Origin of the sequence: Citrobacter sp. Cf088, from assembly GCF_030334295.1 — a bacterium.
GTDB lineage: Bacteria > Pseudomonadota > Gammaproteobacteria > Enterobacterales > Enterobacteriaceae > Citrobacter > Citrobacter freundii.
Window position 1 is genome coordinate 833,321 of sequence record NZ_JAOWEE010000053.1, and the last position, 19,061, is coordinate 852,381.

Here is a 19,061-nt window from a genome sequence, read left to right on the forward strand (position 1 = left end):
CATCAGCAGTTAACACGGCAAACGCTATTTGCGGATATCCGCTTCAGGGACTGCATTAAGGAAAACAAATGAGAACAGTTAAGGTATATGAGGAAGCTTGGCCGCTGCACACTCCCTTTGTCATTGCCCGTGGGAGCCGGACCGAAGCGCATGTGGTGGTTGTCGAAGTGGAAGAAAACGGCGTCACAGGTATTGGCGAGTGCACACCGTACCCGCGCTACGGTGAAAGCGATGCCTCAGTGCTGGCGCAAATTATGAGCATTGCGCCACAACTGGAAAACGGAATGACGCGTGAAGAGCTGCAAAAGCAGCTGCCAGCGGGGGCAGCGCGTAATGCCGTGGATTGCGCGTTGTGGGATCTAAGCGCGCGCCAACAGCAGCAGTCGCTGGCGGAATTAGTGGGAAGTGAACTAGCGGAAGTGGTGACTACGGCGCAAACCGTAGTGATTGGCTCGCCGGAACAAATGGCTGCGAGCGCGGCTGCGCTGTGGGAAAATGGCGCGAAATTGCTGAAAGTTAAACTGGATGCTCGCTTGATTAGTGAGCGAATGGTTGCCATTCGTGCAGCTGTTCCTGACGCCACGATTATTGTCGACGCCAACGAATCCTGGCGGGCAGAAGGCCTTGCGGCACGCTGTCAGCTGCTGGCTGATTTAGGGGTTGCGATGCTGGAGCAGCCGCTGCCGGCGCAGGATGATGCCGCGCTTGAGAATTTTGTACATCCGCTGCCCATCTGCGCAGATGAAAGCTGCCACACCCGTAGCAGTCTGAAAGCACTGCACGGACGCTATGAAATGGTCAATATCAAACTGGACAAAACAGGCGGCCTGACGGAAGCGCTCGCGCTGGCAACCGAAGCACGCGAGCAGGGATTTGCGCTGATGCTGGGCTGCATGCTGTGTACCTCCCGGGCGATCGGCGCGGCGTTACCCCTTACGCCACTGGTTAGCTTTGCGGATCTTGATGGCCCAACGTGGCTTGCCACCGATGCGGCGCCAGCCCTGCATTTTACGACCGGGCAGCTCCATCTCTAGGGTGCCAGCGCAGGAGATTGGACATGGCTAGCAGGTATTTTTCGCTCGCTTCATCCGATGAAATGGGCGGAAATTCGGCTGTTATACAGTGTAAGTTTAGGTCTGCGCACCAGCTACCAAAAGAGCCGGGCGTTTCATAACCTACACTGGTGACCAGAGGCAATTCAAACGATTGTGCCAGCCACGCGCCCAGCTCGCTGCTTCTGGGATCTTCAATACAGGCCAGTGGATCGTGAAAAGAGACTACCCAGGCGGGATGAATTCGGTGAATAAGCTGACACAATGCCTGGGTTTCTGGTTCCGAGCCCGGATGATCGCCAGTCAACAACACCACATCACGCTCTTCTGCGCTACTGTTCCAGCGATACACCGTTTCGCCTGCTTTCCAGTTTGCGGCGGGAAAGTTACGGTTAAGATCGACGCCGTTCGCATTTGCGCGCAGCCCAAGCTGGCAACCGTCAGGGTTTACGGCTAGCACCACATGATGGCGACGCAGGGAAGGGTTAAGCGTACGCAATGCGCAGGAAAGGGTAACGACCGAGGAGTTTTCGTCGCCGTGCGTTCCCGCCAGTATCAGGCCGCTTTCACGATCGGCTGCCAGTGCAGGAAACCAGATTAGCGGTGCGCCTAACAATGAACGTCCGTAATGTTCGGTTCCAGGTGGGAATGCGCCGCGCTCGGCACGGGGACGGGTAACGGTCATAGTCATCTCTGAATGCTTGGATTGTTACTCGCAGTGTTGTGCAAAATGTATGGATAATCAAATCGTTTTCACACACTTATCTTTTCAGGTGTAATATCACTTTCTTGTCGGAAGTTAATTGCATTTCCTGCTGGCGATACAAATAATTACACATTCACTTAGTAGCCGGAATCGAGGGTATCTTATGCAGCATTCTGTTTCAGTAACCTGTTGTGCGTTGTTGGTTAGCAGCATTTCTTTATCCTGGGCTGCTGATGTTCCCAGCGGAACGGTACTGGCAGAGAAACAAGAACTGGTGCGTCATATAAAAGACGAACCGGCGTCGCTTGATCCGGCAAAGGCCGTCGGGCTCCCTGAGATTCAGGTAATTCGTGATTTATTTGAAGGGCTGGTCAACCAGAATGAGAAGGGTGAGATCGTACCTGGCGTCGCTACCCAGTGGAAGAGTAATGATAACCGCATCTGGACGTTTACGCTGCGCGACAATGCGCAATGGGCGGATGGTACGCCCGTAACGGCGCAGGATTTTGTCTACAGCTGGCAGCGTCTGGTTGATCCAAAAACGCTGTCGCCGTTTGCCTGGTTTGCTGCGCTGGCGGGCATTAATAATGCTCAGGCTATTATCGATGGTAAAGCCACGCCTGATAAACTTGGCGTTAGCGCTGTCGATGCACGGACATTGAAAGTTCAACTGGATAAACCGCTGCCCTGGTTTGCCAATCTGACGGCGAGTTTTGCATTTTATCCGGTACAAAAAGCCAACGTTGAGAGCGGCAAAGAGTGGACCAAACCGGGTAACCTGATTGGTAACGGCGCCTATGTGCTAAAAAATCGCGTCGTGAACGAAAAACTGGAAGTTGTCCCGAACACGCATTATTGGGACAACGCCAAAACAGTGCTGCAAAAAGTCACATTCCTGCCAATTAACCAGGAATCGGCAGCGACCAAGCGCTATCTTGCTGGTGATATTGATATCACGGAATCCTTCCCGAAAAATCTGTATCAGAAACTGTTGAAGGATATCCCGGGTCAGGTTTACACCCCGCCGCAGCTTGGTACTTATTATTATGCCTTTAATACCCAGAAGGGACCGACTGCCGATTCACGAGTGCGTCTGGCGCTCAGCATGACTATCGATCGTCGCCTGATGGCGGAGAAGGTGTTGGGTACCGGTGAGAAGCCTGCATGGCATTTTACGCCGGATGTAACGGCAGGATTTGTGCCGGAACCTTCACCGTTTGAGCAAATGAGTCAGGAAGAATTGAATGCGCAGGCGAAAACGCTGCTGCGTGCGGCGGGTTATGGCCCACAGAAACCGCTTAAATTGACGCTGCTGTACAACACCTCAGAAAATCATCAGAAGATTGCTATCGCAGTGGCTTCTATGTGGAAGAAAAACCTCGGTGTTGACGTGAAACTGCAGAACCAGGAATGGAAAACGTATATCGACAGCCGTAATACCGGTAATTTTGATGTGATCCGTGCCTCCTGGGTGGGCGACTACAATGAGCCTTCTACGTTCCTGTCATTATTAACATCGACCCATACGGGCAATATCTCCCGCTTTAATAATCCGGCATACGATAAAGTGTTGACCCAGGCTACTCTGGAGAATACAGAAAAAGCGCGCAATGCTGATTATAACGCTGCGGAGAAGATTCTGATGGAACAGGCACCTATTGCGCCGATCTATCAGTACACTAATGGGCGTTTAATTAAACCATGGCTGAAAGGGTATCCGATTACTAACCCTGAAGATGTGGCCTATAGCCGCACAATGTATATCGTTAAGCACTGACAGAGATAATGGCTGGTGTGATTTTGCATCAGCCATTCTACGTTTCCGGCGGTTGATGCTCACGGCAAATCAGCAACGAATCTTCTTCACTTAATCTCTCTTTCGTCAGATTACAAAATCCCTGACCATCAATTTTTTGGTGGAACCGACAGCTATGGCAAAGACCAAAGCCAGGCACATTGTTGGTCCTCTGGATCCCGCGTAACAGTTCTAACAGCAGCTCTCTGAGTACGCTCGCCCGTTCACCCATTGCCGATTCACCCTCCACTAAAAACGTGGGGGGCAGCAGGGCTTCCAGTAAGGTATTGGCAGACTCACTTAAGTGGAGATGGACGCTACGTTTATCACGGTCATCCGGCTTACGAACAATCAACCCTTTGTTTTCCAACAGCTTCAGCGATTGTGACACGGTACCTTTGGTGAGACCAAGGTAGTCTGTCACGCCAAGCGGCGTATTGGAATAACGGTTACAACGGGCCAGATACATTAACGCACTAAGTTGTACTGGCTGAAGATCCACCAGTAAAGGATGCTGGCGAAACCACATCCGTGTCAGGCTGGAAAGCCGGTCAAGTACGTCGAAAAGTGACATGTCGGGCATAACAAATCCTCCTCGGCATATAGTATCGATTAAAAACTATATTGACAAAGAATAAAAGCAACGTACTATAAATTATAGTATCGAATCGATACTATAATTTATAGGAGATGTATCATGACTAAAGCTCGTTTCTATCATGCAGGTTGCCCGGTTTGTGTTTCCGCAGAACAGACTCTTCTGCAGCACTTGTCTGCGGATGTTGAAATCGATGTGGTTCATCTGGGAGAGCATCCTGATCGGGTTGCCGAGGCTGAAGTGGCTGGCGTGAAATCTGTTCCGGCGCTGGTGATTGACGGCAATGTGCTGCATATTAATTTTGGCGCTCCCATTGAAGCGTTGAAATAGCTGGATAGTTCGGGAAGTTGCGTTGGTGATTTCCCGAATATACAAGACGTTGGGGAAGGTAACGCGATGAACACGACCGAAGAGTATCACCCGATAGATTGCGATCTTCATGATTATCTGGAAATCGCCTGCATGTACCACTATTGGTTGCGCATTGAACTAACGGATGGCACATGTTTTGATGCTAAAGCGTTGACGACGTGTACCACCGTGGAAAAAGAAGAATTTCTGGTAGTGGGGCAATCTGAAAATCAGCAAAAAATCCGTCTGGATTGTCTGTCAGCTATCACCGCGCTGACGCCAGGAGCGACGTTTAGCACAGTAAGTTTTCAGAGAGCCTGCCGCGGTTAGACGGTATAAATCCGAATGTCGTGCGCCTGGAATGCTGTGGCGTACTCTTTGCTGATGTTGTCCTCTACAACAATTACATCAATATTGCTGCTTTCGGTAACGACATATCGGGCGATGGCTGGGATTTTTTCAGCGGTTAGCGCGACGATAGTTTCATTACATTGTTTGATCACCGCTTTTTTGAACTCACAATCCGCGTAATCAAACCCCGTTAAGCCGGATTCAGGCGACATCGCACAGCCGCCAATAAATCCCTGATCGAATAAAATGTCCTGCACTTGTGCGATGGCGGAAGCTCCCACACACCCGCCTGAAGATCTCTGTACCGCGCCGCCCAGCATAATGACCTCAAACAGCGGTTTTTTTAGCAAAACGGCGGCAATCTCCGGTGAATTTGTCACCACGGTTAACGCCAGTTCGGCGGGCAGAGCTTCTGCCATCGCCAGATTGGTGCTACCCGTGTCGATAAAAATACAGCTTCCGGATTTGACCAGTCTGGCACATCGCTGCGCGATGTTGCTCTTTTTGGCCACATTAATACCCTTGCGCACGGCAATGTCTTCGGATTCAGGGAGTGCAATTACCGCGCCACCATAGACCTTCTTGCATACGCCATCTTTGCTCAATTCATGCAAGTCACGACGAATTGTATGTTCAGAAACGCCTAATCGGTTCGCGAGTTCAGAACAAATGACTCTGCCGTTTTCTTGCAGGATCTGATAGATAAGCGCCTGGCGCTGTTCCGGGAATGCGGCGTAATCGAGCATAGATACTCCAGGTAAAATAAACATCGAGCAATAAAGTGCATGATCGTGCATTATGATTAACGATGTCAACATCCCTTACAGGGATCGTACTATTCTGGATACAACGGGAAGAGGTTCGCTATGAAGATTGCGCATATGGCGTTATGGACACAGGATCTCGAGCAGCAAGCTCGCTTCTGGGTTTCATTTTTTGACGGTAAGATCAACGAGAAATACTGCAGTAAAACCAACCCTGGGTTTGAATCTTATTTTGTCAAAATTGGCGAGGATATTGCAATTGAGTTAATGACCAAACCGGGTCTTGTCGGGCAGCAACCTGACAATAATCGTTGCGGATGGGTACACCTCGCCATTTCTGTTGGCGGCAATGAAAATGTTGATGCCGTTGCAATGCAAGCGCAGGAACAGGGGATATTAGTCTCAGGTCCGCGCACTACGGGCGATGGTTATTACGAAGCGGTGATACGCGATCCGGACGGTAACCTGATTGAAATTGTGGCGTAGGGCTTAAAGCAAGCGCCATGGGATAAATCGTACGCTTATTATTAATGAACATGATTCATAAGTTTGTCCTTCTTTCCACCTCTAATCACCAGCCTGTCGAGTCTCTATAATTTTTATAGTTTTCAGCATCCGGTGGCGCATGCCGCCACCGTTTTGGAGAATCGAAATGCAAAATCAACTGAATACCGCGCCCAGCGCCAGCGCGGAGATTATGAATCAACAATTTGATGGTAACAGCGTCTTTCCGCGAGGCGAGAAAAATGATGCTTATGCGAAGTATTTCACTGGTGATAGCTATCTGACCATGCTCTCCATGGAAGGTGTGGTAATTGGCAATGTCGCATTTGAACCGGGTTGTCGTAACTTCTGGCATGTTCATCATGAGGGCGGACAAATATTGCTGGTGACCGGTGGTAGAGGCTGGTATCAGGAATGGAATCAACCGGCGCGCGAGCTGGAAACCGGTGATATCGTGCATATTCCGGCGGGAATGAAACATTGGCATGGCGCTGCGCGTGATAGTTGGTTTGCCCATATCGCCGTGGAAATCCCGGCCCCTGGCGCGTCGAACGAATGGCTGGAACCGGTTAGCGACGCTGAGTACAACCTGCTGCCCTGAACTATGCTGGTTCTGGTAACACCTAATCCCTGAGGAGATCTCAATGGTCATGAACGTGAAGGGTTATGCTGCTCTGGCAGTGAAAGAAGATTTAGTCCCCCATAGTTTTGTTCGTCGTGACCCGCGTGAAGATGATGTGGTTATCGATATTTTATACAGCGGTGTTTGCCACTCGGATATCCACAACGCCTACAACGATTGGGGCGGTGCTAAATATCCGATGGTACCAGGGCATGAAATCATTGGCCGCGTGGTGCATGTTGGTAAATCGGTAACGAAATTCAACGTGGGCGATCTCGCAGGGGTAGGCTGCATGGTTGATTCATGTCAACACTGTAGCGCCTGTGAACAGGGGCTGGAACAATATTGCGAAGAAGGCAACACGCTAACGTATAACGATATCGACCGTCATGACGGTCTGCCCACTTTCGGCGGCTATTCTGACAAAATTGTCGTTACTGAAAAGTTTGTGGTGAAGGTTCCTGAAGGGATCGATTTACGCGGTGCGGCACCGCTGCTCTGCGCCGGGATCACGACATGGTCGCCTCTGCGCCACTGGCAGGTAGGCGAGGGCAGTAAAGTCGCGGTTGTTGGTCTGGGGGGACTTGGGCATATGGCAATCAAACTTGCAAATGCGCTGGGCGCGGAAGTTACGCTGTTTACGCGTTCACCGGGCAAAGAAGCTGATGCCAGACGTTTGGGTGCCAGTCATGTTGTGCTTTCCACTGACAGTGAGCAGATGAAAGCGACAGCGAATCAGTTTGATCTGATTATCGATACTGTGCCCTACGTTCATGACCTGAACCCGTATATCCCAACCCTGGCACTAAGCGGTACGCTGGTGCTGGTTGGTTATCTCGGTGCGTTGGATCCGTTTCTGAATACGGTTCCCCTGATCCTTGGACGTAGGTCTGTGGCGGGTTCAGTTATTGGCGGTATTGCCGAAACGCAAGAGATGCTCGATTTTTGCGGTCAGCATGGTATTACCGCCGATGTCGAAGTGATCAATATTCAGGATATTAATCATGCCTGGCAGCGGATGTTGAAAAGCGATGTGAAATACCGCTTTGTAATTGATATTGCCTCATTGAAATAAGTACAAAAAAGACGCGGACTTCCGCGTCTTTTTTTTGTTAGTGTGTCGACGGCGATGCTTCAGGATTATCCATATACAGCGTCTGGCTGGGGAACGCAAAGTCGGCGCCATTTGCCTGGACTATCGTGATAATCTTTAAATAAACGTCTTGCTGTACCGCGAGCCATTCCTTCCAGACGGTGGTTTTCGTGAAGCAATACACCATGATATTCAACGATGAATCGGCAAATTCATTAAAATAGACCAACAGAGTTTGTTTCTGGTCTATTCCTGGATGGTTTTGCAGCATTTCTCTGACCGACTCGACAACAGCACCGACTTTATCGGCATCCTCATATCGTAACCCGATCACCGTTTTAATACGCCGGTTGGTCATGCGCCCTGGATTTTCTACGCTGATGGAGGAGAAAATCGAGTTTGGCACATACAACGGACGATGGTCGAAGGTGTTTATTTTAGTCATTCGCCAGCCAATTTCGGCCACAGTGCCTTCAATATTGCGGTCCGGGGAGCGGATCCAGTCGCCGATGCTAAACGGTCTGTCGAAATAGAGCATAATGCCTGAGAAGAAGTTGCTCAGAATATCTTTCCCCGCCATACCCACAGCGATACCGCCAATGCCGCCAAAGGTTAACAGGCCGGATAAGCTCATACCGAAGTGTTCGCCATACAGTAAAATGATGGCAACCACGATAGTAATCTTGATGATACGCGACAGGATCCTCGCGCTGGTGATATCTCTGCCTTTATTAATCTGCGTCTTTTCAAACTGATTAATCACCAGAAAAAGTTTGATCGTCAGGATTAACGCAATCAATGAGGTGCAGATAAAGTCGACCACGCTGGGGGAGATAAATTTCAGGCTGTAACTTTCGATAACGTTATTAGCAATGCTGCCAAACGTCCCAATGATAATGGCATAGACAAAAAATTGTGCGGCATGAAATATGAATCCTTTGCAGCGACGCTCTTCACGATGATACCAGACGCTCATCAGGACCAGCGCGGCACAGCAACTGAGAATTACCGTCAAATTAAACGCATTATTCATAAACAGTTCAGCGATCATGATTCTTCCTGGCAACTCCATGTTATCTAAATATCATCTGACATCTTAATCCCCGGATATTTTACTCAGTTAGGGTGGTCAGATCATTAATCAAAAGGAGAGATAAATAATGCAATCAGCGTTATTTTCAGCGAAATAATGCTGACGTCAACCCTGTATGCGGTTTATGTAGCAGACAGTCAGTTGATGTCATGGTATTGTTAGCTCAAAGTAACAAGGTTTTCATCTGCAAAAGGACAGTACTATGATCATGGCTAAGCTGAAAACAGCGAAGGGACGGAAGTTTCTGTTGTGCCTGCTTGGAGTGTTTATTATCGCAGCGTCGGTCGTGACGCGCGCGACGATCGGCGGCGTTATTGAACAGTATGACATTCCGCTATCCGACTGGACCGCTTCAATGTATGCCATTCAATCTGCAATGATTTGTGTCTACAGCATGGTGTTTACGATTCTGTTGGCTATCCCGCTTGGTATCTATTTCCTCGGCGGCGAGGAGCAACACTAGGCGTTTAAAATGCCGGATGATATCGCCATCCGGCATTTTATTATGTGGTTAATCGTCTTCTTCGTCGTCCAGTTCAACTGGCGTCTGATATTCATCTGGCTTGATGACCAGCAGGTCACAGCGTAGATGATCGATAACCTGTTCCGCGGTATTACCAAGGAACGCGGCAGAAATACCGGTACGTCCGACGGTCCCCAATACCACAATACCTGCCTGTAGGTGCTCGGCTAAATCAGGAATGACCTCTTCAGGTAAGCCTTTTTCAACGTGCGTCACTTTCTCATCAATACTGAATTTCTGGCGTAGCGCCTTCATGGCCAGCAGATGCTGTCCACGGATTGCGTCGTTATAAACGCTGGGATCAAATTCAGGCAGTTCAATCGCGATGTTGATTGGCGTAACAGGGTAGGCGCCTACCAGATGCACTTCGGTATGGTTAACCTGTTCTGCAAGCTGTAGCGTCTCTTTGACCAGTTTTTCATTGAGCGCGTTGTGATAAGCCTCTTCACTGGCGAGGTTTACTGCAACCAGTGCTTTACCCCCTTCAGGCCATGGCTGGTCTTTCACCATCCATACCGGACTTGGACATTTACGCAATAAATGCCAGTCGGTTGGTGTAAATATTACGGCTTCGAGGCGGTCGTGTTGGTGCGCCATCTTGAGGACCAGGTCATGCTTGGCGCTGATGACTTCCTGAATGATGGCTTCAAAGGGTCGGTTATGCCAGACCACTTTAATCTCCAGAGGGATCCCTGCTTCGATATAGTATTTCGCTTGTTCACGTATCCATGCACTTCGCTGGCTGATAACCCCCTGACGCATTGCCGTACGCTCATCGGGCGACAGCAGGGTAGTCATCTCATAGGAAAAGTCATAGATCGGCAAAAAGGCTTTAATTTTGCCACCAATCCGTTGATGCAAATAAACAGCTCGCCGTAATGCTGGTTGATCGTCCTGGTTCGGGTCGATGACGACCAGCATATTTTTATACATAGCCATACAGGGTCTCCTTACAACTGTCATCGCAGTTTGTAACTAAAAGAGTAACCCAATAATGTGGTTTGAAACAGGGAATAACCTCCTGCCAGATCAATAAATCGGGATAATTTAGCGATTTGACAGAAGGATAACAGAGATGCTTGCGGAAAGATTACGCTACGTTACGCGTATGGCCAGCAAGAACTGCCAGCGCGTCGCTATTCTCAATAGTGATGTATTTGCCTTTCACCGCCAGCATACCGCTTTTCTGGAAACGACCCAGCAGGCGGCTGATGGTTTCAACCGTCAGACCGAGGTAGTTACCGATGTCGCCACGGGTCATGGTCAGGCGGAATTCACGAGGCGAGAATCCGCGCTGGGCAAAGCGACGAGACAAATTGTAGATAAAGGCCGCCAGGCGCTCTTCAGCGTTTTTCTTCGACAACAACAGGATCATATCCTGGTCGCCTTTGATTTCGCCACTCATCAGACGCATCATCTGCTGACGCAGATTTGGCATTTTGCCGGACAGGTCATCAAGGGTTTCGAAAGGAATTTCGCATACCATTGAGGTTTCCAGCGCCTGAGCAAAGCTCGGGTGATGTCCGCTGCCAATCGCGTCAAAACCGACCAGATCGCCCGCCAGATGGAAGCCAGTAATCTGCTCATCGCCTTGTTCGGTAATGGTATAGCTTTTAATCGTTCCGGAGCGGATAGCATAGAGTGATTTAAGCTCATCACCTGCTTTAAAGAGCGTCTGCCCCTTTTGGATAGGCTTTTTGCGCTCGATGATGTTATCGAGCTGGTCAAGCTCATGCTCGTTAAGTGTGAACGGGATGCAAAGCTGGCTGATGCTGCAATCCTGGCAATGGATAGCACAACCGCCAGACTGAATGCGCCGTATAATTCGCTTTTCCGGGATCATAGGTCTGCTCAAGCCGTAATTGATATTTGTCAATTTTAACATCTTTTTGGTGAGCACGTAAGCCTGAGCTACTCCCAATAGAGAATAATTCAGGCATAACTGGAGTGAATGTTTGTATCTGCTTGATTAACCACAATTAATTTGGGGTCACATTATGCGGAAGTGTGATGGATAAGGCATTAATTGCCTGGAATCTAGAGTAGCAAATAACCTTCGTGACGCAATAACCACTCTTTTCGTTGTACGCCACCGGCATATCCGGTCATGGTGCCGTTACGTCCAATGACGCGATGACAGGGGACCACAATGCTTACTGGATTGGAGCCATTAGCTGCGCCGACGGCTCTTGCAGCACCGGGGCGTCCCAACTGTTCGGCCAGTTGACCATAATGCATGACCTGCCCGCAGGGGATAGTGCGTAACGCTTGCCAGACTTCACGCTGGAAAGGCGTCCCAGCGGTTGCCGTTTCCAGCGTGTCAATGATGCTGAGGTTTCCGGCAAAATACTCAGCGAGTTTGTCGCTTAATCCACCTGGGTTTTTGGCGGTAATGCGCTGGTAACCTTCTGTGCGGTAATGAATATCCAGCAATTGTTCCATGCGATCGCTGTGCTGATCCCATTCCACTGCGCGCAGGCGAAATTGCTCATCACAAATAACCCACAGCGGGCCCAGCGGCGTGTCGATGGTGTCTTCCAGTAAGTTAAGCATCCGTTTCTCTCATTACAGCATTCAGGCGAGGCTACACATTATCACGCCAGTGACCGTCGCAGCTATACCTCTAAAAATGGATATCAACTTGTTGTGAGTAGATCGGTTCAGCGCGACGGATCCGGTTAATTATTGGAAATAACCGTAAACCGTTACCGGTATAGTTGTCGGTATAATAGTGCGCGGTTATGATAATGCCCGTCGCAATACGCTGGAGGATGAAACATGAACCTTGATGATGCATCGTTGTTTCTTGACGCTATGGGGGATGTTCAACCGCTGAAAAGCCATACCGATGTACACTGGCAGCCCATGCGTAATCTTCGCACTCCGGCGCGTATCGATACGCTTCAACTGGATAATTTTCTCTCGACGGGATTTCTCGATATTGTCCCGTTAAGTGTGCCGCTCGAGTTTCGTCGCGAAGGTTTACAGAACGGTGTGACTGACAAGCTGCGAAACGGAAAATATCCGCAGCAGGCGAGTCTTAATCTTATTCGCCAACCTGTTGAAACATGTCGTCAGATGCTCTTTAGCTTTATTCTGCAGGCGCAGCAAGAAGGGTTGCGTAATGTGCTGGTGATACACGGCAAGGGACGTGACGATAATTCTCATGCCAATATTATTCGCAGCTACGTAGCGCGCTGGTTGACGGAATTTGACGACGTGCAAGCATACTGCGCCGCACTGCCGCATCACGGCGGCAGCGGGGCATGCTATGTGGCATTGCGTAAAACCGCGCAGGCAAAACAGGATAACTGGGAGCGTCACGCTAAACGTAGTCGCTGAACGACGTAAACATCAGGCGGCCAGCACTCTGTTCCTGCCTTCGTTCTTGGCTTTGTACAACGCGTCGTCAACACGTTTGAATAACTCATCGATACTTTCATTTGTTTCGTGCCGTGCTACACCAATGCTGACGGTAAAGCGGGGAAGGCCAGGGAGAGTCACCTTTGCCACCGTCGCACGGATCACTTCTGCGAGGTTGAGAGCGACATCCAGCGACGTTCGCGGCAGGAGCAGCACAAATTCTTCACCACCCCAGCGAAAAATAAGATCGTCTTTTCGCGCACAGGATTCCAGGGTGCGTGCCAGAGCACAAAGCACTTCGTCGCCTTTTAAATGGCCAAACAGATCGTTAATGCTTTTAAAGCGATCCGTATCGATCAACAACAGGCTGTAGTCCTGCGTCAATGATATCGCATGCGTCTGTTCCGGCTCGGTTATCTGATAAAAATGTCGGCGGTTAAGTAATCCCGTTAAAACATCTCGCAGGGCCGCACGCTCCAGCTCCTGTTCCAGCCGCTTTTGCTCGGTAATGTCATGAATAATGCACAACATCAGTTTATTACCGTAAATTTCGATCGGTCCAGCGTAGGTTTGCACATGACGGGAAGTCCCATCAGCCAGTTTATGGACAAAATGCAAAGGTTTATGGCCACCGGGCAGATGGGCGATTTCATGCATCACCGGAAGTATATGGCGGCCCAGCATATTGATTTCCCATGTATGTTTCTGACACATCACATCATGAGTGTATCCATAAAAATTGAGCGCACTGAGGTTTGCATCCACGATCAACCCATCGCGTGACGGATCAATAAGTAACATTGGCGCGGAATTAGTCTGGAAGAAGCGTGCATAAAATCCCTGCTTTTTCCGCTGATAGGTTGCTGAACGGCTCGCTTTCAGACCCTGTGCAGTAGGCGTCTCAATGCCTTCGAAAAGGATGACTTCACCCATGCCTGGTAGGGGTTTAATGGAAAGGCGACTTGCCATCGCAATCTCTTCACCGTCGCGGTAAACCGTGAGAATTTCCACTACATGGTGATGATTTCTCAAGTCGCTGAGATACATAGTTAAATCATTTTGAGCATGCGTTGAAAATGTTCCCTTGCGGAGCGGGGAAAAACAGAGACCCTGCATTAGCTCCCGTGCAACGTTATTAGCGAACACCAGCTCTTCGGTATGTGGCAAAACAATCCACACCGGAATGGTTAATAAATCCAGTGAATGCAGCTCGGTTGTGCTCATCGATAATCCCGTTATTTTTATCTGCTGTGTTGCCTGTTAAATGGCGAATATTTTTAGATATTACGTCTCACAATGTTATTGATTGTCGGTGAGACAAGGGGGGTACAATTGGCTTTTGCTTGATGCTGTTTTCTTGTTGTATCAATTCATGAATCTTATGTGCTGGCAGCGGTTTTGCAAACAAGAAACCTTGCAGCATGCTACACCCCATCTGAGTAAGGAGTATTTCCTGTTCCTGGGTTTCTATTCCTTCTGCCACCACACGCATATTCATGGAGTGAGCTATGTCAATAATGGTAGACACAATTTTTGTGTTTTTGCTGTTCTCGCTGATATCTTTGACAAATATCCTGTCAATTTTTAATTCGCGCGCCGGAAGAGACTTCAGCATCAATATATTTGAATAACCTGTACCGAAATCATCAATAGATACGGTGATCCCCAAAGCAGAAAAAGCATTCAGGACTTCCACACTGCGTTTCAAATTTTTAAGGGCGGTGCTTTCAGTGAGTTCCAGCGTGAGGCAGGCAGGTGACAGTTGATACTGCGCCAGGGCATTACAAACAACATCAATAATATCATGCTGTTCAAACTGGGCGGGTGAGAGGTTAACGGCGAGCGTCCATTCTGTATTTCCCTGTAATTTCCATTGATGCAACTGCAGGCATGCCTGCTGGATAACCCATTTCCCAACGGGAATAATCAGGCCCGTATCTTCCAACGCAGAAAGAAATTCGGCTGGCAGCAGCATGCCGCGTTCCGGATGATGCCAGCGTAATAATGCTTCAAAACCGGTCAGGGAATGATCTCCAGCGGTATATTTAGGCTGATACCATAGCTCAAACTGGTTGCGTTCAAGCGCTTGCGACAATTCTTGTAAAAATGTCGGCGGTGTATCCGCGATAGCTTCCATTTCCGGATGATAAATAGCCCAGCCGTTTCTGCCCGCCTGTTTGACATGATACATCGCCATATCGGCCTTCACTTTTAGCTCATGCAGCGTTGAGCCATGCTCAGGGTAAATACTGCTCCCCGCACTTAACGAAACCCGAATGGTATGTTCGAACAAGGTAAAGGGTTCACCGATCACATCGGCAATCCGCGTCAGCAGGGCGGAGATATCCTGCTGGTTGCAGTCTGGAACCAGTAGGATAAATTCATCGCCCCCCAGTCTTGCCAGCGTCATTGAGTCATCAAGGCAAGTGAAGATTCGCTGTGTACTGGCTATCAGTAGCTGATCGCCAATGTGATGTCCCCAGGTATCGTTAACGACTTTAAAACGATCGAGGTCGATAAATACCAACGCGAAATGCTGCTGATGCAGTTTAGAATGCCGCAGGCAGGCCAGTAAGCAGGTGTCTATTTGCGTACGATTAGCGAGACCGGTCAGCGCGTCGAAGTGAACCTGATGCTCAAGCTGGCAGTTCAACTGATGCAGATTGTCAGCCAGTCGGGAGGTACGGAGTTGCGAATCCACCATCGAAACCACCAGCATGATCCCCAAAATAACAAGCGTGACGGCGCAGACCCAGATAGAAAGTTCCAGCGTGCTGAGACCATCGTGCGCAGTGTGTCCAAAATGGGTGAACGTAGCGGCTCCCATACCGGTGTAATGCATAGATGCTATTGCCAGCGCCATAATAAAGGCAGCAATAAGCCGATTTATTAGCGCTCGACGGCTATTTTGGCGTAAGTGAAAGGCCAGCCACAAACCCACGCCAGACGCAGCGACGGCAATAATCACGGAGAGCAGGATCAGCGAGCGATCCCAGGTTATAGCCACATGTTCGATAACGGCATACATACCAACGTAGTGCATTGTAACAACACCGGCACTTAATATGCTGGTAGCAATGAGCAGGCGTTTTGTTGATAGCGTATTACCAGAAATGGCGATATTGATGGCGACTGTCGCAGAAATGAGCGCAATAAAGAACGAAAACGCGGTGAGGGATAAATGGTAATTTATTGGCATACTCATTTTCATGGCCAGCATACCGATAAAATGCATCGACCAGATCCCCATACCCAGCGTAGCACCGCCAGAGAGTCGCCAGAAGGTAGATTCACGTCTGCTGGAAATTGCCACTTTGCCCGCGCTGTCGAGAGCAATAAAGGAGGCAATAAACGCGACAATAAAGGAAATCCCAATCAATACAGGGTCCCACGACACGTGCAACATCTTACTACCTATCAAAAAAAAGACGTGATGATAAATTTAGCAGGTTTTGTCCAGTTAACCTGATAAAACCTGGGATGTTCTTGTGTTTTTACAATGACTATTAGAGGGAAGGGGCAAACATCGAAAATGATAGACCTTTACTTATACAAATATTCATCAGATTTATAATTCTGTGCATTTTATGCACACAGCGTGCTTGCCATCACAATAATCTAGCGACAAGCGTCAGCATCATCCTTTGCAGGATAAAACACCTGGTTAATGTAAATTAATAGTGTGATTGCCTGTCTTAAGTGAAAGGATTGCAGACTCTCATTGAAAGTTCGTCTTTCGTCTCCGCGTTATGGAAATCTGCATTGCAGATGCTATAAAAAATAATATCCACGTTATTTCTTAGCGCACAGGACTAAAATGTTAAATGATATTAGCGTCAGAACCTTTATTATTTTTTTTCTGCTCATTACGGCGGTCGCTCTGAATTTTTTTGAAATGATATTTTCTGCTCCCCTGGTAATTATCATTGGAACTAATTTGGTCAGTTTTACTTCTATATTATGTTTGTGGTGGTACATGACGAAATATTTGGTTGTGCCAATTAATACGGTTAAAAGAAGCATTGAGGAGGTAACCTCCGGGAATCTGGCGATTAGTATTCCAGAGTTTGGCAATAACTGTGCGGGGAGATTAATACCGGGCATTAATAGTTTATCAAGTAATATTTCAACACTCGTTAATGAGATCAGAACATCTTCGCAAACGGCGATGGCGCTCTCTGAGCAGCTCGCGGAACGCAGCGCTGAGTTATCAGTAAAAACAGAGCAGCAATCCGGAGCATTAATGCAAACGGCTGCCAACATGGATGAAATAGCGGTCAGCACGCGTAACAATGCAGAGAATACGCAAATGGCGAGTGCTAAGGCCAATATTGCAACACTATCTGCCCGGCAGGGCGGTGATTTAATGGTGCAGGTCGCAACCAATATGCAGTCGATCACCGAGTGCGCCCAGCAGATGACAGAAATTATTACCCTGATAGATGGTATAGCATTCCAGACAAATATTCTGGCATTGAATGCCGCCGTAGAAGCGGCGAGAGCGGGAGAACATGGCAAAGGTTTTTCCGTGGTGGCCGGAGAGGTACGAATGCTAGCGCACCGTAGCGCAGATGCCGCTAAGAATATTAAACATCTGATTGCCCAAACTCATGAAAACGTTCAGCAAGGCGCGGCTATTGTGCGTGAAGCTGAAAAAAATATGCAGGATATTGTTGGTGGCGCCGGGCAATTAAACCAACTGATGGGCGAGATATTAACCACTACGCAGGAGCAGGAGAAAGGGATCATCAGTATTACTCATGCGCTCGCGGAACTGGAAAACGTTACCCAGAGTAACGCCATTATGGTGGATGAGCTGTCTGACTCTTCGGATATTCTGAAAAATCAAGTGACTGACCTCCAGTCACGAACGCACAAGTTTCGTTTAAGTCACGCTTTTGAATCTGAGAGACGCCAGCGGGCTTAACAGGGTACCTCACAACAAGCGCCACATTTGTCGGCGCTTTTTGTTATCAGATACTTTTATGAGTCATTTCAGCACAATGGGACAATGAGATATTGCTTAACATATTCTGACGGCTAGACTAACGAAAAAAGCTGAATGTTTGTGGAGGCGCTGTGGAAGCCATTAAGGGAACGGATGTTAATGTGCCGGATGCCGTGTTTGCCTGGCTGTTGGATGGGCGTGGTGGGGTGAAACCACTGGAAGATAACGATGTTATCGACACTCAGCATCCCTGCTGGCTGCATCTTAATTATACTCATCCTGAAAGTGCGCAATGGCTGGCGACAACGCCCTTACTCCCCAATAACGTGCGTGATGCGCTGGCGGGTGAAAGCACACGCCCGCGTGTCAGCAGGGTAGGAGAAGGTACGTTAATTACGCTGCGCTGTATCAACGGTAGCACCGACGAGCGGCCTGACCAACTGGTAGCGATGCGTTTATATATGGATGAGCGTCTGATTGTCTCAACGCGTCAGCGCAAAGTGCTGGCACTGGATGACGTGGTCAGCGACCTCCAGGAAGGTACAGGGCCAGCTGATTGTGGCGGTTGGCTGGTGGATGTTTGTGATGCGCTGACCGATCATGCCAGCGAATTTATCGAACAGTTGCACGACAAAATTATCGATCTGGAAGATAACCTGCTCGATCAGCAGATCCCGCCGCGTGGCTTCCTGGCATTACTGCGTAAGCAGTTAATTGTGATGCGCCGTTATATGGCGCCACAGCGTGATGTCTATGCCCGCCTGGCGAGCGAACGGTTGTCCTGGATGACTGACGACCATCGGCGACGGATGCAGGATATCGCTGACAGATTGGGGAGAGGACTGGATGAAATCGATGCCTGTATTGCCAGGACCGGTATCATGGCGGATGAAATTGCGCAGGTGATGCAGGAGTCTCTGGCTCGCCGAACGTATACAATGTCATTGATGGCAATGGTTTTTCTTCCCAGCACATTCTTAACCGGGCTTTTCGGCGTTAACCTCGGCGGTATCCCTGGCGGTGGTTGGCAGTTCGGTTTCTCACTTTTTTGTATTCTGTTAGTGGTCCTGATTGGTGGTGTTACTTTATGGTTGCATCGTAGTAAATGGTTGTAACAACAACGTTTTTTAGTGACTTTTGCGCATGAAAACGTCCTGAATTTTGAGCGAGGTCAATAAACCATCTACCTATTCGGGGCAATATCTCTCTCGCAGGTGAATGCAACGTCAAGCGATGGGCGTTGCGCTCCATATTGTCTTACTTCCTTTTTTGAATTACTGCATAGCACAATTGATTCG

The 19,061-nt window shown here is 48.9% G+C and carries 20 protein-coding genes; 11 read left to right on the plus strand and 9 right to left on the minus strand.

Going from position 1 to position 19,061, the window contains the following annotated elements; genetic code table 11:
* The first annotated feature begins 68 nt into the window (after positions 1-68).
* Complete coding sequence (gene ycjG, locus OGV71_RS16920) at positions 69-1,034, plus strand: L-Ala-D/L-Glu epimerase (RefSeq protein WP_003020435.1); 966 nt, start codon at positions 69-71, stop codon at positions 1,032-1,034.
* Here ycjG and mpaA read toward each other — a convergent pair.
* Positions 1,009-1,737, minus strand: coding sequence for a murein tripeptide amidase MpaA (gene mpaA, locus OGV71_RS16925; protein ID WP_003020433.1), 729 nt, complete (start codon positions 1,735-1,737; stop codon positions 1,009-1,011). The two genes, ycjG and mpaA, sit on opposite strands and share 26 nt — an antisense overlap.
* 184 nt (positions 1,738-1,921) lie before the next feature.
* Between mpaA and mppA the strand changes: the two genes are divergently transcribed.
* A complete protein-coding gene (gene mppA, locus OGV71_RS16930; protein ID WP_044710876.1) occupies positions 1,922-3,535 on the plus strand; it encodes a murein tripeptide ABC transporter substrate-binding protein MppA in 1,614 nt (537 codons plus the stop codon).
* 37 nt (positions 3,536-3,572) lie between these two features.
* Here the strand turns inward: mppA and OGV71_RS16935 are convergent, their stop codons facing one another.
* Positions 3,573-4,136, minus strand: a complete 564-nt coding sequence (locus tag OGV71_RS16935; protein ID WP_044700109.1) for a MarR family winged helix-turn-helix transcriptional regulator — start codon at positions 4,134-4,136, stop codon at positions 3,573-3,575.
* Between the two features lie 114 nt (positions 4,137-4,250).
* Here OGV71_RS16935 and OGV71_RS16940 point away from each other — a divergent pair, with 114 nt between their 5' ends.
* Both OGV71_RS16940 and OGV71_RS16945 read left to right on the plus strand, forming a co-directional pair.
* Positions 4,251-4,481 (plus strand): glutaredoxin family protein, encoded by a 231-nt coding sequence (locus tag OGV71_RS16940; protein ID WP_003020425.1) that lies wholly within the window; start codon positions 4,251-4,253, stop codon positions 4,479-4,481.
* A 66-nt stretch (positions 4,482-4,547) separates the two neighbouring features.
* The gene (locus OGV71_RS16945) at positions 4,548-4,832 is read left to right on the plus strand and encodes a Rho-binding antiterminator (RefSeq protein WP_003843950.1); all 285 of its coding nucleotides are present in this window, start codon (positions 4,548-4,550) and stop codon (positions 4,830-4,832) included.
* Here the strand turns inward: OGV71_RS16945 and OGV71_RS16950 are convergent.
* Entirely contained in the window at positions 4,829-5,599 is a 771-nt protein-coding gene (locus tag OGV71_RS16950) for a DeoR/GlpR family DNA-binding transcription regulator (RefSeq protein WP_048217816.1), read from the minus strand. The two genes, OGV71_RS16945 and OGV71_RS16950, sit on opposite strands and share 4 nt — an antisense overlap.
* A gap of 120 nt (positions 5,600-5,719) precedes the next feature.
* Here OGV71_RS16950 and OGV71_RS16955 point away from each other — a divergent pair, with 120 nt between their 5' ends.
* The 3 genes from OGV71_RS16955 (at position 5,720) to OGV71_RS16965 (ending at position 7,818) form a co-directional block, all read left to right on the plus strand.
* Positions 5,720-6,103, plus strand: coding sequence for a VOC family protein (locus OGV71_RS16955; RefSeq protein WP_048217815.1), 384 nt, complete (start codon positions 5,720-5,722; stop codon positions 6,101-6,103).
* 211 nt (positions 6,104-6,314) lie between these two features.
* Positions 6,315-6,722 (plus strand): cupin domain-containing protein, encoded by a 408-nt coding sequence (locus OGV71_RS16960; RefSeq protein WP_264859784.1) that lies wholly within the window; start codon positions 6,315-6,317, stop codon positions 6,720-6,722.
* A 43-nt stretch (positions 6,723-6,765) separates the two neighbouring features.
* Positions 6,766-7,818, plus strand: a complete 1,053-nt coding sequence (locus OGV71_RS16965) for an NAD(P)-dependent alcohol dehydrogenase (RefSeq protein WP_044700101.1) — start codon at positions 6,766-6,768, stop codon at positions 7,816-7,818.
* Positions 7,819-7,855: 37 nt separating this feature from the next.
* Here OGV71_RS16965 and OGV71_RS16970 read toward each other — a convergent pair whose 3' ends face one another.
* Positions 7,856-8,887, minus strand: coding sequence for a mechanosensitive ion channel family protein (locus OGV71_RS16970; RefSeq protein ID WP_003020406.1), 1,032 nt, complete (start codon positions 8,885-8,887; stop codon positions 7,856-7,858).
* A 244-nt stretch (positions 8,888-9,131) separates the two neighbouring features.
* On the opposite strand from OGV71_RS16970, the gene OGV71_RS16975 reads away from it, so the two are divergent.
* Positions 9,132-9,392 carry a DUF2534 family protein gene (locus OGV71_RS16975; RefSeq protein ID WP_003020403.1) on the plus strand — a complete coding sequence of 87 codons (261 nt, stop codon included), beginning with the start codon at positions 9,132-9,134 and terminating at the stop codon, positions 9,390-9,392.
* Positions 9,393-9,440: 48 nt separating this feature from the next.
* Here the strand turns inward: OGV71_RS16975 and uspE are convergent, their stop codons facing one another.
* The 3 genes from uspE to ogt form a co-directional block, all read right to left on the minus strand.
* Positions 9,441-10,391, minus strand: a complete 951-nt coding sequence (uspE, locus tag OGV71_RS16980; protein ID WP_003020400.1) for a universal stress protein UspE — start codon at positions 10,389-10,391, stop codon at positions 9,441-9,443.
* 151 nt (positions 10,392-10,542) lie between these two features.
* Positions 10,543-11,295 carry a fumarate/nitrate reduction transcriptional regulator Fnr gene (gene fnr / locus OGV71_RS16985; RefSeq protein ID WP_003020397.1) on the minus strand — a complete coding sequence of 251 codons (753 nt, stop codon included), beginning with the start codon at positions 11,293-11,295 and terminating at the stop codon, positions 10,543-10,545.
* 194 nt (positions 11,296-11,489) lie between these two features.
* Positions 11,490-12,005: a methylated-DNA--[protein]-cysteine S-methyltransferase gene (gene ogt / locus OGV71_RS16990; protein WP_003020394.1), complete on the minus strand. Its 516-nt coding sequence runs from the start codon at positions 12,003-12,005 to the stop codon at positions 11,490-11,492.
* 225 nt (positions 12,006-12,230) lie between these two features.
* On the opposite strand from ogt, the gene smrA reads away from it, so the two are divergent.
* Complete coding sequence (gene smrA, locus OGV71_RS16995; protein ID WP_003843940.1) at positions 12,231-12,794, plus strand: DNA endonuclease SmrA; 564 nt, start codon at positions 12,231-12,233, stop codon at positions 12,792-12,794.
* Positions 12,795-12,806: 12 nt separating this feature from the next.
* On the opposite strand, the gene OGV71_RS17000 is transcribed toward smrA, so the two are convergent.
* Both OGV71_RS17000 and OGV71_RS17005 read right to left on the minus strand, forming a co-directional pair.
* A complete protein-coding gene (locus OGV71_RS17000; RefSeq protein ID WP_071697425.1) occupies positions 12,807-14,039 on the minus strand; it encodes a sensor domain-containing diguanylate cyclase in 1,233 nt (410 codons plus the stop codon).
* Between the two features lie 67 nt (positions 14,040-14,106).
* The gene (locus tag OGV71_RS17005) at positions 14,107-16,221 is read right to left on the minus strand and encodes a putative bifunctional diguanylate cyclase/phosphodiesterase (protein WP_286533689.1); all 2,115 of its coding nucleotides are present in this window, start codon (positions 16,219-16,221) and stop codon (positions 14,107-14,109) included.
* Positions 16,222-16,632: 411 nt separating this feature from the next.
* Here OGV71_RS17005 and OGV71_RS17010 point away from each other — a divergent pair, with 411 nt between their 5' ends.
* Positions 16,633-17,742, plus strand: a complete 1,110-nt coding sequence (locus OGV71_RS17010) for a methyl-accepting chemotaxis protein (RefSeq protein ID WP_286533693.1) — start codon at positions 16,633-16,635, stop codon at positions 17,740-17,742.
* Positions 17,743-17,894: 152 nt separating this feature from the next.
* The gene (gene zntB, locus OGV71_RS17015; protein WP_003020379.1) at positions 17,895-18,878 is read left to right on the plus strand and encodes a zinc transporter ZntB; all 984 of its coding nucleotides are present in this window, start codon (positions 17,895-17,897) and stop codon (positions 18,876-18,878) included.
* Positions 18,879-19,061: the final 183 nt, after the last annotated feature.